The sequence below is a fragment of the Brevundimonas sp. UBA7507 genome (assembly GCF_002478355.1).
Lineage (GTDB): Bacteria > Pseudomonadota > Alphaproteobacteria > Caulobacterales > Caulobacteraceae > Brevundimonas > Brevundimonas diminuta_D.
In genome coordinates this window covers 177,562-192,518 of sequence record NZ_DLNP01000017.1, presented here as the reverse complement: position 1 = coordinate 192,518, position 14,957 = coordinate 177,562, and the positions used below count along the sequence as shown (strand labels likewise).

General features: G+C 69.1%; 16 protein-coding genes. 8 read left to right on the top strand and 8 right to left on the bottom strand.

The window, feature by feature from the left end; genetic code table 11:
* Position 1: 1 nt before the first annotated feature.
* Both B3D50_RS13090 and B3D50_RS13085 read left to right on the top strand, forming a co-directional pair.
* Positions 2–529: a TadE/TadG family type IV pilus assembly protein gene (locus B3D50_RS13090; RefSeq protein ID WP_286951787.1), complete on the top strand. Its 528-nt coding sequence runs from the start codon at positions 2–4 to the stop codon at positions 527–529.
* On the top strand, positions 526–1,104 hold the full coding sequence (locus B3D50_RS13085) for a TadE/TadG family type IV pilus assembly protein (protein WP_286951784.1): 579 nt from the start codon (positions 526–528) through the stop codon (positions 1,102–1,104). The genes B3D50_RS13090 and B3D50_RS13085 overlap by 4 nt, the downstream gene beginning before the upstream one ends.
* Here B3D50_RS13085 and B3D50_RS13080 read toward each other — a convergent pair.
* The 4 genes from B3D50_RS13080 to B3D50_RS13065 form a co-directional block, all read right to left on the bottom strand.
* Complete coding sequence (locus tag B3D50_RS13080) at positions 1,101–2,177, bottom strand: anthranilate synthase component I family protein (protein ID WP_313414082.1); 1,077 nt, start codon at positions 2,175–2,177, stop codon at positions 1,101–1,103. The genes B3D50_RS13085 and B3D50_RS13080 overlap by 4 nt on opposite strands.
* A gap of 248 nt (positions 2,178–2,425) precedes the next feature.
* Positions 2,426–3,202: a tyrosine-protein phosphatase gene (locus B3D50_RS13075; protein ID WP_286951780.1), complete on the bottom strand. Its 777-nt coding sequence runs from the start codon at positions 3,200–3,202 to the stop codon at positions 2,426–2,428.
* A 43-nt stretch (positions 3,203–3,245) separates the two neighbouring features.
* The gene (locus B3D50_RS13070; protein WP_286951777.1) at positions 3,246–3,575 is read right to left on the bottom strand and encodes a winged helix-turn-helix domain-containing protein; all 330 of its coding nucleotides are present in this window, start codon (positions 3,573–3,575) and stop codon (positions 3,246–3,248) included.
* 1 nt (position 3,576) lies between these two features.
* Entirely contained in the window at positions 3,577–4,158 is a 582-nt protein-coding gene (locus B3D50_RS13065; protein WP_286951776.1) for a hypothetical protein, read from the bottom strand.
* Positions 4,159–4,304: 146 nt separating this feature from the next.
* On the opposite strand from B3D50_RS13065, the gene B3D50_RS15800 reads away from it, so the two are divergent.
* Complete coding sequence (locus B3D50_RS15800; RefSeq protein WP_409516092.1) at positions 4,305–4,943, top strand: SAM-dependent methyltransferase; 639 nt, start codon at positions 4,305–4,307, stop codon at positions 4,941–4,943.
* The gene (locus B3D50_RS13060) at positions 4,903–5,052 is read left to right on the top strand and encodes a hypothetical protein (protein ID WP_286951774.1); all 150 of its coding nucleotides are present in this window, start codon (positions 4,903–4,905) and stop codon (positions 5,050–5,052) included. The genes B3D50_RS15800 and B3D50_RS13060 overlap by 41 nt, the downstream gene beginning before the upstream one ends.
* An 86-nt stretch (positions 5,053–5,138) precedes the next feature.
* Here B3D50_RS13060 and B3D50_RS13055 read toward each other — a convergent pair whose 3' ends face one another.
* From B3D50_RS13055 to B3D50_RS13040, 4 genes are all read right to left on the bottom strand, one after another.
* Positions 5,139–6,584 (bottom strand): AMP nucleosidase, encoded by a 1,446-nt coding sequence (locus B3D50_RS13055; RefSeq protein WP_269296653.1) that lies wholly within the window; start codon positions 6,582–6,584, stop codon positions 5,139–5,141.
* Between the two features lie 75 nt (positions 6,585–6,659).
* Positions 6,660–7,307, bottom strand: a complete 648-nt coding sequence (locus B3D50_RS13050; protein WP_286951771.1) for an alpha/beta hydrolase fold domain-containing protein — start codon at positions 7,305–7,307, stop codon at positions 6,660–6,662.
* A gap of 64 nt (positions 7,308–7,371) precedes the next feature.
* On the bottom strand, positions 7,372–9,492 hold the full coding sequence (locus tag B3D50_RS13045; protein WP_286951769.1) for an alpha/beta hydrolase family protein: 2,121 nt from the start codon (positions 9,490–9,492) through the stop codon (positions 7,372–7,374).
* A 76-nt stretch (positions 9,493–9,568) separates the two neighbouring features.
* Positions 9,569–11,677, bottom strand: coding sequence for an alpha/beta hydrolase family protein (locus tag B3D50_RS13040; RefSeq protein WP_286951766.1), 2,109 nt, complete (start codon positions 11,675–11,677; stop codon positions 9,569–9,571).
* A 69-nt stretch (positions 11,678–11,746) separates the two neighbouring features.
* Here B3D50_RS13040 and B3D50_RS13035 point away from each other — a divergent pair, with 69 nt between their 5' ends.
* The 4 genes from B3D50_RS13035 to B3D50_RS13020 all read left to right on the top strand — a co-directional run.
* On the top strand, positions 11,747–12,625 hold the full coding sequence (locus B3D50_RS13035; RefSeq protein WP_286951764.1) for a GNAT family N-acetyltransferase: 879 nt from the start codon (positions 11,747–11,749) through the stop codon (positions 12,623–12,625).
* A 10-nt stretch (positions 12,626–12,635) separates the two neighbouring features.
* Positions 12,636–13,139, top strand: coding sequence for a tRNA (adenosine(37)-N6)-threonylcarbamoyltransferase complex ATPase subunit type 1 TsaE (tsaE, locus tag B3D50_RS13030; protein ID WP_286951761.1), 504 nt, complete (start codon positions 12,636–12,638; stop codon positions 13,137–13,139).
* The gene (gene amgK, locus B3D50_RS13025) at positions 13,132–14,220 is read left to right on the top strand and encodes an N-acetylmuramate/N-acetylglucosamine kinase AmgK (RefSeq protein ID WP_286951758.1); all 1,089 of its coding nucleotides are present in this window, start codon (positions 13,132–13,134) and stop codon (positions 14,218–14,220) included. The genes tsaE and amgK overlap by 8 nt, the downstream gene beginning before the upstream one ends.
* Before the next feature lie 184 nt (positions 14,221–14,404).
* A partial coding sequence (locus tag B3D50_RS13020; protein WP_286951755.1) for a nucleotidyltransferase family protein occupies positions 14,405–14,957 on the top strand: 553 nt, incomplete at its 3' end.

Sequence of the window (14,957 nt, the reverse complement as noted above, 5' to 3'; positions counted from 1 at the left end):
CATGCGCCGGGAGCTGGGCCTGATGCATCGTCGGCGTCGTCGCGAGGGCTCCACCGCCGTGGAGTTCGCCCTCGTGGCCTTCCCTTTCTTCATCCTGCTGTTCGGCATATTGGAGATCGGCCTGATGCTGCTGGTCGACGCCCTGGTCGAAACGGCCGTCTCCGACGCCGGGCGACAGATCCGCACAGGTCTGGCTCAGGAACAGCAATTGGAGATTGGAGACATCAAGGAGCGCCTGTGCGCCAAGATGAGCGTCTTCGCCGCCGACTGCCCCAGCCGCGCCTTCATCGACATCCGCGTGGTCGACGGCTTCTCGACCCCGCCGGACGCCGACCCTTTGAAAACGGGCGTCTTCGACCCCAGCGTCCTGACCTATATGCCGGGCGATCCCGGCGACCGGGTGCTGGTGCGCGTCTGGTATGAACACCCCATCGTCACACCCTTCATCGCTCAGGCCGTGTCGCGCACCACCGATCATCGCGTGATGCTGACCACCACCCTGGCCTTCCGCAACGAGCCCTATCAATGAGGCGCGCCGCGAACATCGGGCTGCTGCGCCGCCTGTTGCGGGACCGGCGCGGGGTCTCGGCGGTCGAGTTCGCCCTGATCGCCCCCGTGATGATCATGATCTACTTCGGCCTGATCGAGTTCAGCCAAGGCTATATGGCCGAGCGTCGCGCCAGCCACGTCGCCTCCATGGTCGCGGACCTGGTGGCCCAGTCCGGCGGCACCAACATCGCCGATCTGGAGAGCACCTTCCAGATCGGCGACATGATCATGCGGCCCTTTTCCGCCGACACCCTGTCGATCCGCGTCTCGAGCGTCACCGTCGATGCGCGCGGCGTCGCCACGGTCGAATGGAGCCACGCCAAAAGCGCCAAGGACGCCGACGGCGCCGACATCCTGCCCGCCCGCAAGCGGGACGATCCCATCACCGACCTACCGCCCGACCTGATCACGGACGGTCAGACGGTGATCCTGGGCGAGACGAACTACGGTTATGTGTCCGCCTTCGGCCAGATGATTCCCGACGGCATCGCCTTTCAGCGGAACTATTATCTGCGGCCGCGCACGACGGATCGGATCGCCTGCACCGACTGCTAATCGAGGCCGACCAGAGCCTCCTTCAAGGCGCGGAACTTGGCCTCGGTCTCCAGCCGTTCGGCGCGGGGATCGCTGTCGGCGACGATCCCCGCCCCGGCCAGGGCGCGCCAGCGCCAGCCGTCCGCACCACGCTTGAACGCCGCCGTGCGGATCAGGACGGAGGCGGTCAGCCGCGCCTCCTCGCCCAGCCACCAGCCGAACAGGGAGCCGCACCACGGCCCGCGCGGCGGCTCGTGGCCCGCGATCACCTTCATGGCCTGATGCTTGGGCGCGCCGGTGATGGAGCCGGGCGGGAAGGCGGCCTCCATGACCTCGGCCGGGCCGACGCCCTTCGCCGCCTGGGCGTTCACCGTCGAGACCAGATGATGCACCGTCGGATGGCTCTCCAGCTCGAACAGGCGCTCGACCTTGACCGAGCCGGGCCGCGCCGCCCGTGCCATGTCGTTGCGCATCAGATCGACGATCATCAGGTTCTCGGCCCGGTCCTTGACGCTGTCGACCAACTCCGCCGCCAGGGCCGCGTCGCGCGCCGGGTCGGGGTCGCGCGCGCGGGTGCCCTTGATCGGCCGGGTCTCGATGCGGCCGCTCTCGTCGTCAAAGGTCAGGAACAGTTCCGGCGAGTTGGACACCAGCACCCGCTCGCCCAGCCGCCAGAAGGCGCCGTAGGCCGCGCCGCGCCCCGCCGACAGCCGCAGGAAGACCTCGAAAGGATCACGCCCCGGCTGCAGCCGCCCGATCCAGGCGCGCGCGATATTGGCCTGGAACAGCTCTCCGGCGCCGATGCGCGCGACCACATCGGCCACCGCCGCCTCATAGGCTGCGCCCGAGCCCTCTTCGATCACGCCGTCACAGGGCGGCGCGGGCGTGTCCGCCGAGGCCGCCGTCTCTAGCCAGGTCGCCGCGCGCTGCGCCTCAAGGCGCGCCGCCTCGACGTCCGCCCCGCGCCCGATCGCCCGCACCTGTCGGTCTTGGTGGTCGAAGGCCAGCAGGGCCGGATAGCGGGCCAGCATCAGGTCCGGCCAGTCGCCCCCCCGCTCGCCGGTTGCAGGCCGCGCCCCGGCGTCATAACTCATCAGCCCCACGACCCCGCCGTCTGCATAGGCGGGCTCACGCAGGCGCTGGAACAGCGCCCCATCATCCACGCGGCCGACGAACACCTGATCCGGCTCGCAGGCCACGAAGGACCAGCGTCCGCCGTGCGCCCGCGCATCGCCCGCCCCGGCCAGCAGGGCGAGGGCGCCCGCGCGACGGTTCACCCCCGCCGCCGCCGCCAGGGGATCGCGCCACGGGCGCGTCTCGACATGGCGAACAGGCAAGCCGCTCACGGCGCCAACCGCGCCCGGATGCGGTCGGCCAGCGACGCATCCACGCCCAGAACGCGCTCCAGATAGGCGCTGACCGAGCCGCTGTGCGCGCGCATGGCGCCGAAGGCCTCGTCCAGATAGGCCGCCTCGACGCCCAGGAAGGCGACCACCGCCCCGTGCGACGCCGTGCGGCCGGTCATGGCGGTCAGCCTGCGCGCGACCTCTTCCGCCCGGCCGTCCAGATCCACGGCCTGATTGGTCGCCAGATAGTCCGCCATCAGGTCGTCATGGGCCACGCCCAGCAGGCTGTGGGTCAGGGCCGCCAGCAGGCCGGTCCGGTCCTTGCCCGCCGCGCAGTGGATCAGCACCGGGCCCTCGACCTCGGCCAGCAGGCGGAAGTAGCGCCCGAACAGGTCGACATGGGCCGCCTCGAACGGCAGGCGGCGATAGGTCTCGATCATGAAGGCGCGGCCTGACGCCTCGGTCAGGTCGGCGGTCTTCAGAAAGGTCAGGTGCGGCGCCTCGCCGCCGTCGTCATGGTCGCTTTCGATCAGCCTCCCGGACCAGCCGACCGGACGGCGCGAAGGCTGGGCCCGGCGCTCGCTGGGCCGACGCAGATCGACCACGGCCGACAGTCCCAGCGCTTCCAGCCGCGCCACGTCCGCCGCCGTCGCCCGCGCCTGATGCGCCGCGCGATAGAGCCGCCCGCGCGCCAGCAGGCGGTCGTCCACGGCGTAACCGCCATAGTCGCGGAAGTTGTCGATGGCCTCGAACGGCGAAAGGCGGTCGCTCATGACCGCCTTTCTTAGACTGTTCGACGGCGCACGCCAGTCCGGGCTAACGCCCCGCGACCAGGGCCGACATGGCGTCCAGATAGGCGAGGAAGGCGTCGCGCCCCGCCTCCGTCATGCTGGCCCGCGTCAGGGGCTTGCGGCCCTGGAAACTCTTGGACACGGCGACGAATCCCGCCTCCTCCAGCTTGCGCAAATGCACCGACAGATTGCCGTCCGTCGTCTGCAGCCGCGCCTTCAGCTCGCCGAAGTCGGCGCTCTCCACCCCGGACAGATAGGCCATGATCCCCAGGCGCACCCGGCCGTGGATCACCTCGTCGATGCGGCCGATGTCGAAATCGTCGCCTGTATCGGTCACGGCTTCCGTAGCGGTCATGTCAGACCACCTCCGCCGGTTCCTGGCGCATCAGGATCAGACCCGGGACCAAGGCGACCAGCAGCAGCAGGGCGGCGTGCACCAGATAGATGACCTGATCGCCAGCGAACCAGGCCAGGACCACAGCCCCTACATAAGACGCCAAGGCGACGCTCATCATCCAGCGCGCCTGAGACATCAAGGCCGCAACCATCCAGGCTGACCCATAGGCGACCACCACGATCGTCGGCATGAGGTTCATCAGGAACCAGTCCCCGGTCTTGAACCCGATCACCATCAAGGCGAGCCATGTGACGAAAATGCCGACGCCCACGCCGGTCCACGCCGCCCCCACGGCGCGATTGCCGACAGAGCTATAGCCCGGTTTAGCCTTCATCCGGTTGAGCAGAAAGATCAGGTCGAGGGTGAAGATGATCGCCGCCACGATCCAGATCCAGAACTGCGCCCAGGGCGTGACGTCAATGACCCCGGAAACCACCAACCACTGAGCAATGCTGGCTAGGCCAAAGACAATGGCCGCCGCGACCATGATAGGGCCCGCCAGAAGCGGCGCGCGCCGCCCTTCCTGGGCGAGCGCCTTCATATAGGCGATGTCGTCGTGAACGGATTGAACCTGGTCTCGTGTCATGGCGTCTCTCCCTGCCTGGTGAAGCAAGAATGAGCTAAGAACTTTATGATGTAAAGTTCTTTCTTTGAGACGCGCAACGCGGCGCGTCCTAGACCTTGGTCATGCGCGTCGCCTTTCATCACATCGCCTATCAACCTCTCGCCATCTGCAACGCCCTGTCGATGGAACGACTAGAGGCGACGGCCGCACGCGCCGGGCTGAACTCCGACGCGACGGTCATGGACATCGGTTGCGCCTATGGCGAGATCTCCATGCACCTGGCCCGCGTCTTCGGCGCCCGCGTGACGGCGGTGGAGCTGGACCCGATCATGGCTGAGGGAGCCGCAGTACGTATCGCGCAAGCGGGCCTCATGGACCGGATCACGGTGCGGCGCGAGACCTCCGCCGCTGCACTCGCGAAGCATGCGCCGCTGGACCTGATCGTCGCCATCGGTTCGACGGAACCCGCCGGCAAGGGGCTGCGCGAACCCGCCTTGGTCTTCTCCAGCCCTGGCCGAGCGCCTGGCGCCGGGCGGCGCCCTGTTGTGAGGCGACCTGTTCTGGAAGAGCGAACCGCCCGCGCCCCTGCGCCAACTGGTCGAGACCTCCGGTTATTACGTCAGCCACGAGGAATGGCAGGCCGCCGCACGCGAGGCCGGTCTGGAGGTCGTCTCGGCCCAAATCAGCGGCGACGCCGAATGGGCAGCCTATCGCACCGCCATGGAGACGGCGGTCGCCGACTGGCTAGACGCCCATCCTGATCATGACGATGCGCCGACCGTCGCCGCCACGGCGAACCGCATCAAGATGATGTTCGACTTCGGCGCGCCCTTCTTCGGCTTCGGCCTCTACCTCTTCAGGAAAAACTGAAGCCGAGCGCCTCTCCCTAGCCATCAAGGGGAGGGAGAGGCCGCGCTCAAGCAGTCCGCGACCGCGTCGCGGGCGATAGCGCCCTCTTACCTAAACGGCGGCTCATCGAAGGCGCGCAGCTTGCGGGAGTGCAGGCGAGCGCCTTCAGCCCGCAGCAGGTCCACCGCCTGAATGCCGATCTGCAAATGCTCGGAGATCGAGCCCTCATAGAAGCGATTGGCCTGGCCCGGCAGCTTGATCTCGCCGTGCAGCGGCTTGTCCGAGACGCACAACAGCGTCCCGTAGGGCACGCGGAAGCGATAGCCCTGGGCCGCGATGGTGGCGCTTTCCATGTCGATGGCGACGGCGCGGCTCTGGTTGAAGCGCAGGGCCGACTTGGAATAACGCAGCTCCCAGTTGCGGTCGTCGGTGGTGACCACGGTGCCGGTGCGCAGCCGCTTCTTCACCTCTTCGCCCGGCGCGCCCGAGACCAGCTTGGTGGCGTCGTAGAGGGCGCGCTGCACCTCGGCGATGTTGGGGATCGGAATGTCGGCGGGCAGGACGGCGTCCAGCACATGGTCGTCGCGCAAGTAAGCGTGGGCCAGCACATAGTCGCCGATGGTCTGGCTGCCGCGCAGGCCGCCGCAGTGGCCGATCATCATCCAGGCGTGCGGCCGCATGACCGCCAGGTGGTCGCAGATGGTCTTGGCGTTGGACGGCCCGACGCCGATGTTGACCAGGGTGATGCCCTGACCGTCCGGCCGCGTCAGGTGATAGGCGGGCATCTGATGCTTGCGCCAGGCGGCGTCCATAATGGCCGCCTCGGGGTTGTCGGTGGCGCTGGTCACCACCACGCCACCGGCGCAGGACAGGCTTTCATAGGGGCTGTCGGGATCGGCGATCTGGGCTGTGGCCCAGCGCACGAACTCGTCGACGTAGCGGTGGTAGTTGGTGAACAGGATGAAGCTCTGCACGTCCTCGACCGGCGTGCCGGTGTAGTGACGCAGGCGGGCCAGCGAGAAGTCGGTGCGCAGGCCGTCGAACTGGGCCAGGGGAAAGTCCTCGCCCGGCTCGAACAGGCCGTCCGAGATTTCATCGCCGATGTGGGCCAGGTCCGTGGTCGGGAACCAGCGGGCGATGGCCGCCGTCATGGAGCTGTCCAGCACCACGCCGGAACCGTCCAGCACATAGGGGAAGGGGATTTCCTGTTCCGACGGCTCGACCGTGATCCGGGCGCCGTATTCATCGGACAGCAGCGTCAGCTGCTCCAGCAGATAGGCGCGGTACAGGTCGGGGCGGGTGACGGTGGTCGTATAGACGCCGGGGCGCGACAGGCGGCCGAAGGCGCGCGTCTCGAGATCCTGCGGGCGATCGCCGAACCAGCTGATGGTCAGTCGGGGATAGGCGAACAGGCCGGCGGCCCGAGCCTCGGGATCGGCGCGCTCGCCGGTCTCGAGAAAACGCTTCACTGCGGTGCGCAGGTTGGCGACGGATTGATTGTAGAGGGTTTCGAGGCGGTCCAGCGCCGCCTGGGGGGTCATCTTGTCTGTCATGGCTTCCTCTAGCGGAAAACCGTGACCTTGGCGAGACGGGGGAAACACGCTGACACGACAGTTGACCGCCAAGACCTAGCCCAGCGCCACGCGCAGGAAGGCGACTGCGCCCGCCATATCGCCCGCCGCTCCGCGCCAGACCGGCGCTGCGTCGGGGGCGCCGCCATAGGCGGACGGGTCGGTGAAGGTCGCGTCCGGCCGCTGCGGGGCGCCCAGGGCCGCCGCCGCGCGCACCGCGCCGGGCGCACCGGCCGCCGCCAAATAGCGACGATCCAGCGCCAGCATCAGCGCCGCGCAACCGCCCTCGCCCTGGCCCAGCACGCCGATCCGCCCCGCGTCGCCGCCCAGATCATCCGCCCGCCGCGCCGCCCAGGCGACCGCCGCCGCCGCATCGGCGATGTAGGCCGGATAGGGACTGCCCGGCGCCGCGCGTCGGTCGGCCAGGGCCACGACGAAGCCGCGCTCGGCCAGATCGCGCGCCGCCCGCTCGTCCGCCGCGTCGGGCGCGCCGTCGGGCAGCAGGACCAGGATCGGCAGGCCTTCCGCCCGCACCGGGCGATAAAGACGCAGGCTCTGACGCGGATCGGCGCCATAGCCCGCGCGCGCCGTGCGCCAGCCGGGCGGCCCCAGCGGAACCGGCGCCACGCCCTCGCCGACCAACGGCGCACAGGCGGCGGTCGCCACGGTCGCCAGCAGCGGCGCCAGAAGCCCTCGTCTCGTCATTCCGCCTCCCCGAAAGCCGAAGGGCGCGGCCCTGACGAACCGCGCCCCGAAGTCAGGCCGAGCCTTACTTGGCCAGATGCTTGTCCAGCCAGCCGAACACCTCATTGTGCCATTGCAGGCTGTTGGCCGGCTTCAGCACCCAGTGGTTCTCGTCCGGGAAGAAGACGAAGCGGCTCTCGACCCCGCGCCGTTGCAGGGCGGTGAAGGTCGACAGGGCCTGAGACGTCGGGATGCGGAAATCGAGGTCGCCCTGGATCACCAGCATCGGGTCGCGCCAGTTCTGCACATGGTTGGCCGGGTTGAACTTCTGATAGCCCTCCGGATTCTCCCACGGCGTGCCGCCGTATTCCCACTCGGTGAACCACAGCTCCTCGGTGCCGTAGCCCATGCCGAAGGTGTCGAAGACGCCGTCATGGTTGACCAGGCATTTGAACTCGCCCGGCCAGTTGCCCGCGATCCAGTTGATCATATAGCCGCCGTAGGAGGCGCCCAGGGCGCAGGCGTTGTCGCCGTCCAGGAAGCCGTACTTCGACTGGGCGAAGGCCCAGCCCTTCTGCAGGTCTTCCAGCGGGCGGTCGCCCCAGTGCTGGCTGATGGCGTCGGTGAACTCTTGGCCGTATCCGGTCGAGCCGTGGAAATCGATCATCACCACCGCATAGCCCGCGCCCGCATAGGTCTCGGGGTTCCAGCGGTAGGACCAGCCGTTGCCGAACGAGCCCTGCGGCCCGCCGTGGATCAGGAAGGCGACCGGGTATTTCTGGCCCTCGACGTAGTTGGCGGGCTTGATGACGTAGCCGTGGACCGTCTCGTCGTTCCAGCCGGGGAAGCTGAACTGTTCGGCCTCGCCGAAGGCCTTGTTCGCCAGCTGCGGGTTCACGTTCGTCAGGCGGCGCGGCATTTCACGGCCGCGATAGGTCTTGAAGAACAGGTCGCTGGGCGAGGTCAGGGTGTCGACCGCCATGACGAAGCCTGAGGGCGTCTGCTGGAAGGCGCCGACGTGGCCTTCGCCCGTCAGCGGCGTCACCACCCCGTTGCGCGCGTCGATGGCGAACAGGCGGGTCTGACCGACGTCGCCCGCCGTCGTATAGAGGGTGTTCCCGTCCTTCGACCATTGCAGCGTATCGGCCGAGCGATCCCAGTTGGCCGCGATCTGGCGCGTCTGGCCGGTGGCGACGTCGCGCAGGAAGATCGAATATTTGTCGGCCTCGAAGCCCGGACGGGCCATGGCGCGGTAGGCCAGGGTCTGACCGTCCGGCGAGAAGACCGGGCCGGTGTCCCAGGCCGGGTTGGCCTCGGTCAGATTGGTCAGTTGGCCGGGCGCCGAGACGGCGACGCTGTAGAGGTCGAAGTTGGTGCTCCACGGCTCGCTGTTCCCGGCCTTGCGCGCCGAGAAGACCAGCGACCGCCCGTCAGGGGCGAAGGTGAACTCGCTCTCGTCGCCGAACGGCTTGGACGGGGTGTCGCCGTCAAAGCCCTTGGTCACCCAGACCGGCTCGCCGCCCGCCTTGCCGTCAGCGCCGATCGACTGGACGAAGAGGTGGTTCTGGGTGTGGTCGTTCCACGTGTCCCAGTGACGCACGAACATGCGGTCATAGACTTGGCCGGTGGACTTGCGCTCGGCCTCGGTCTTGCCGCGCGCGACCGAGGCGTTCAGGTCCGCCGCGTCGGGATAGACGGCCAGCGAAACGGCCACCGCATCGCCCGCTGCGTTGATGCGATAGGCCTTGACGTCGGTCGGCAGGGCCGTGACCTGCGTCGCCGTCGCGCCCTTGTCGGCCGAGACCCAGACCTGGCTCGAGCCCGACCGGCCCGACAGGAAATACAGCTTGCCGTCGGCGCCCCAGCGGGCGGTGTTGGCGCCGCCTTCAGAGATGGCCAGCTTCTGCGGCTGCGCCTCGCCCTTCAGGCCCAGGATGTAGAGGGCGCTGGAGCGCTTGTTGGCGGCCACGTCCGTCTGGGTCAGGGCATAGACCACCCACTCGCCGTCCGGCGACACCTGGGGGTCGCCCAGTCGGTTGGCCGAGATCATGTCCTGATAGGTGAAGGCGGCGCGGGCCTGGGTCGTCGCTGGGGCCGTCGCCGCGGCTGGGGCGGCGGGCGCCCCTTCGGCCAGGGCCGGCAAGGCCGTGGCGGTCAGCAGGGCGGCGGCGCTGAGGCCGGACAGGAGATGGGGCAGGCGGCGCATTCAGGCGCTCCTCATGCGGATGTGAAGTCTGGCCGAAGGCCTAACACCGCCGCGCGCCGCCCGCAAAGCCTCCTGATCAAGGGGCCGTTTGCTGACCTTCCTTCGTCCAGTCGGCCGTCCAGTCCAGGATCTCCTGCTGCCACTCGACCCAGGTCTGGGGCTTCAGCACCCAATGGTTCTCGTCCGGCACATGGACGAAGCGGCTGGGGATGTTCAGCCGTTGCAGGGCCGAGAAGGTCGCCAGCCCCTGCTCCATCGGCACGCGGAAGTCCTTGGAGCCGTGCAGCACCAGCATCGGCTTCTTCCAGTCGCCCGCATAGGTCTCGGGATTGTGTTCGTCATAGACGGCCTTGCGGTCCCAGGTCGCGCCGCCGAACTCATGGATGAAGGTCGAGATGTCCATGGCGTTCATCAGCTGAGGCACGTCGAACACCCCGGCGTGGTTGACCAGGCAGCGCCACGGCTCGTTCCACCGGCCCGCGATCATATTGACCATATAGCCGCCGTAGGAGGCGCCGAGCGCGCAGGCGCGCTCCACGTCGATCCACGGATTGGCCGCCAGCGCCGCCTGCCAGCCCTTCTGCAGGTCTTCCAGCGGCCGATCGCCCCAGTGGTCGTTGATGGCGTCGGTGAAGGCCTGACCGTAGCCCGGCGAGCCATGGAAGTTGACCATCACCACGGCATAGCCCGCCGCCGTATAGACCTGCGGATTCCAGCGGTAGGACCAGCTCTCGGTCCAGGGCGACTTGGGCCCGCCATGGATCAGATAGACGGCCGGATATTTGCGGCCCTCGACGAAGCCTGCGGGCTTGAACACCCAGCCGTGCGCCGTCTCGTTATTCCAGCCGGGGAAGCGGATCTCCTCGGGACGCGGCAGGTCGATGCGGGCCAACAGCTCGGCGTTGTGCTGGGTGGCCTGGCGCGCGGTCTGGCCGTTCCGGGCGATGAAGACCTGCGTCGGGGCCGTGAAGCTCTCATGGGCATAGGCCAGAACGCCGCCGACCTCGTCGAAATCGCCGACCGAGCCGATGTCGGTCAGGGCCTTCACCGCGCCGCTGCGGGCGTCGATCTCGAACAGGCGGTTCTGGCCCTCGTCGGCGGCCGTCACATAGAGCGCCCGGCCGTCCGAGCGCCAGGCCAGGCCGCTGGGACCGCGATCCCAATTGGTCAGGGCGCGGGCGTTCGCGCCGTTCGCATCGGCCATCATGACCACCGGCTGATCGCCGCCGACGTTCTCGCGCGGGGCCGCCAGCCAGGCCAGACGGCGTCCGTCGGGCGACAGGGCGGGCGCCCCGTCCGGCCCCGAGTGGTCCGGGGTGAGGTTGACGGCGGGACCGCCGTCCAGGCTCAGGCGATACAGGTCGCTGTCGTTGGTGAAGGCGGCGCGGTCCGCCTGCTTGCGCGCCGCATAGATGAAGGCGCGCCCGTCGCGCGCGATCGTCAGCCCGCCCTCGCCGACGCTGACGTCAGCGTCTAACCCGGCGGTCAGGTCGCGCGGCTGGCCCTCGGCGAAGCCCGAGCCGTTCAGCGGCTGCAGGAAGATGTGGCTCTGGCGTCCGTCGGCCCAGCGGTCGAACACGCGCAGCGGCATCCGGTCATAGAGCTGCTGGGTCGACTTGGCCCGCTCGGCCAGGCGATCCTTTGTGCAGTCCAGGGTCTCGCAGTCCGTATAGACCGACACGCCCAGCACCAGGGCCTTGCCGTCCGGCGTGAAGCGGAAGCCCGACAGGGACACCGGCAGGGTCGTCACCTGGGCCGCCGCCATGCCCTCGCGGTCCGTCCGCCACACCTGGTTCGATCCGCCGCGCGACGACAGGAAGTAGATCGACTGTCCGTCCGGCGCCCAGCGTGCGCCCGAGACGCCGCCGTCGGAGATCGGCAGGCGACGCGGCGCCGTCGCGCCGTCGACCTCGGCCATCCACAGGCCGGTTTGGTTCTTGTTGCCGGCCCAGTCTGTGGTGGTCACGGCGTAGATGACGCGGCGTCTGTCGGGCGAGACGCGCGGATCGCTGACCCGCTCCATCATCGCCAGATCCTTCAGCCCGAGGCGATCCGAGGCCTCGGCCTGAGCCGGCGCAACCGCTGCGGCCGGCGCTTCCTGGGCCAGAACCGGCGTCGCGACCAGCCCCCCCGCCAGCAACAGCATCTGGACGGCCGCAGCCGTCATCCAGTGTGATCGGGTCATTACGCTACACTCCCCCAAAGAATGGTCAGGCTTTCTGCATAGGCGGCGATCCGGTCCTAGCCAAGCTGGATGGCGCTTGCCCGCCGCCGCCGCCTCGGCGACAAGCAGGCGATGAGTCCGGCTCCGCACATTGTCGACGTCCTGATCGCCGAGCGCGCGCCCCGGCTGACGGGATCGGCCGCCTGGCCTTTGGCGCGGCCCGCCCTCTACGGCCTGCTCGACTACGCCAAGGCGCGGCGCATGGCCGACGCCATCGGCCCCATGGCCGGACGACAGGCGCTGGACTACGTTTCCGGCCTGCTGGAGCTGACGGTGCGGACGGCGCATCTGGACCGCCTGCCTGCGTCTGGCCGCTGTCTGGTGGTGTGCAATCATCCGACCGGCATCGCCGACGGCCTGGCCGTGCATGACGCCCTGCGCACGGTGCGCAACGACCTGATCTATTTCGCCAACGCCGACGCCCTGCGCGTCTCGCCGCGCCTGTCGGAGACCGTCGTCCCCGTCGAATGGGTCACGGCCAAGCGCACCCGCGAGAAGACCCGCGCCACCCTCCAGGCGGCGAAAGAGGCGTTCGAGGCCGAACGCTGCGTCGTCATGTTCCCGGCCGGACGCCTGGCCCGCGTCGGTGCGGACGGCCTGCTGACCGACCCCGACTGGGCCGCCACCGCCGCTTCGCTGGCCCGCAAATATGAGGCGCCGGTGATCCCGATCCACGTCGCCGGTCCGAGCAGCCGCCTGTTCCACCTGTTCGACAAGGTGTCGCAGGAGTTGCGCGACATCACCCTCTTCCACGAGTTGCTGAACAAGAAGGGCCGCGCCTTCGACCTGATCGTCGGCCGTCCCATCCCGCCGCTGGCCCTGGACGTCGACGCCCAGGCCGCCACCCTGAAACTGAAAACCTTCGTCGAGCGGACCCTGGCCGCCGATCCGGACGCGACCTTCGCCTGATGCCCTCCGCATGACGACTTTCGACCTTCCCGACGCCGACGCCACCACCCGCCTCGGCGAAGCCATCGCCCCCCTGCTGGAACCAGGCGAGGCCGTTCTGCTCTACGGCCCGCTGGGCATGGGCAAGTCGACGCTGGCGCGCGGCCTGATCCGCGCCCTGACGCGCCCCGACGAGGACGTGCCGTCGCCGACCTTCACCCTGGTCCAGTTCTACGAGAGCGATCCGGCGATCGCCCATTTCGACCTCTATCGCCTCAGCCGCCCCGAAGAAGCCTTCGAGATCGGTCTGGACGAGGCGCTGGACGAGGGCTGCGCCCTAATCGAATGGCCCGAACGTCTGGGCGACGATCCCGGCCGGATGCTCGGCCCCGACCGGCTGATCATCGAAATCTCGGAACCCGCCCCTCAAGCAGCCGCCCTCCGCGAGGGCGGCGATAGGGGCCTCTCTGGAAGAGTTGCGACCGTTTCCGGCGCAGGCTTGTGGGAAGCCAAACTGAAGGAACTCCATGTCTGACCGCGAAGCCCTCCGTCTCGATTTTCTGCGCTCGGCCGGGCTGGCCGGGGCCGTCCGCGCGCCCCTGCCCGGCGACGCCTCGACGCGGCGTTACGAGCGGCTGACCACGCCCTCGGGCGCCTCCCTGATGCTGATGGATCAGGCCCCCGCCGCCGAAAGCCGGCCCTGCGATCCGTCGTGGACGCCGGAACAGCGCCACGCCCACGGCTGGAACGCCGTCGCCCGCCTGTCCGCCGGACGCATCGAGGCCTTCGCCGCTGTCGCCGCCCACCTGAAGTCGCTGCGCTTGTCCGCGCCCGAGATCGTCGCCGTCGACGCCCCCAACGGCCTGGCCGTGATCGAGGATTTCGGCGACGCCCTGTTCGCCCGCGTCATCGAGGACGGCGCCGACCCCGCACCCCTCTATCGCGCCGCCGTCGAGGCTCTCGCCGTCCTGCACGCTGCCCCGACGCCCGAGACGCTGACCGGCGCAGCGGGCGACTGGCCCCTGCTGGCCTATGACCAGACGGCGCTGCAGGGCGGGGCCGACCTGTTCGTCGAATGGTTGCCGAAACTGCTGCCCGCGCTGAGCTTCGACGAGGCCGCCGTCGCCGAGTGGCGCAAAGCCTGGGCGCCGATCACGGCGGCGGGCGAGGCGGGCGCGGCCGTCATGGCCCACCGCGACTATCACGCCGAGAACCTGATCCGGCTGGGCGGCAGGACCGGCGCCGCCTCGGTCGGGATGATCGACTTCCAGGACGCGGTGAAGGCGCACCCGTCGTGGGATCTGCACTCCCTGCTGCAGGACGCCCGCCGTGACGTAGCGCCCGAACTGGAGGCCTTGGCGCTCGACCACTATTTCGCCCTTCGCCCCGAGACCGACCGCGAGGCCTTCATGGCGTCCTACGCCGGTCTGGCCGCCCTGAACGAGGCGCGCATCCTGGGCGTCTTCGCCCGCCTGATCGCCCGCGACGGCAAGCCTCGCTACGCCGCCTTCATGCCCCGGATGTGGGCGCACCTGAACGCCAATCTGAAGGCGCCGGGCCTCGACGCCGTCGCCGCCTGGATGAACCGCCATGTGCCGGAGGATGCGCGCCGATGAAGACGACCGCGCTCTTCCTTCTCCCCTCGTGGGAGAAGGTGGGCCGCGCAGCGGCTCGGATGAGGGGGCGGGTTCCGCCGGTCTCGCCCTTACTATCCGACCGAGCGCCCGCCGCCTGCCCCCTCATCCGTCATGCTCCGCATGACACCTTCTCCCACGAGGGGAGAAGGATCGGAGAACGCGCATGACCGCCCCCACAACCGCCATGGTTCTCGCCGCCGGGCTCGGCACGCGGATGCGCCCGCTCACCGACGACCGGCCGAAGGCCCTGGTCGAGGTCGGCGGCAAGGCGCTGATCGATCACGTTCTCGACCGCCTGGTCGAGGCTGGCGTGACCGACACCGTGGTCAACGTCCACTGGTTCGCCGATCGGCTGGAAAGCCATCTGGCCGCCCGCACACGCCCGACGATCCGCATCTCCGACGAGCGCGCCGGACTGCTGGAAACCGGCGGCGGGCTGAAGAAGGCCCGCCCCCTGCTGGGCGATGCTCCCGTCTTCGTCGCCAACATCGACAGCGTCTGGATCGACCGGGGCGACGCTCTAGGCGACCTGATCCGCCTATGGGATCCCGAACGCATGGACGCCGCCCTGCTGCTGGCCCGACGCGAAGGCTCCATCGGCTTCGAGGGCGACGGCGACTTCTTCCTGGCCGATGACGGCGCCCTGACCTTCCGGGGCGAGGCGGCCAGCGCGCCCTACGCCTATATGGGCGTACACATCACCCGCCCCGACTACG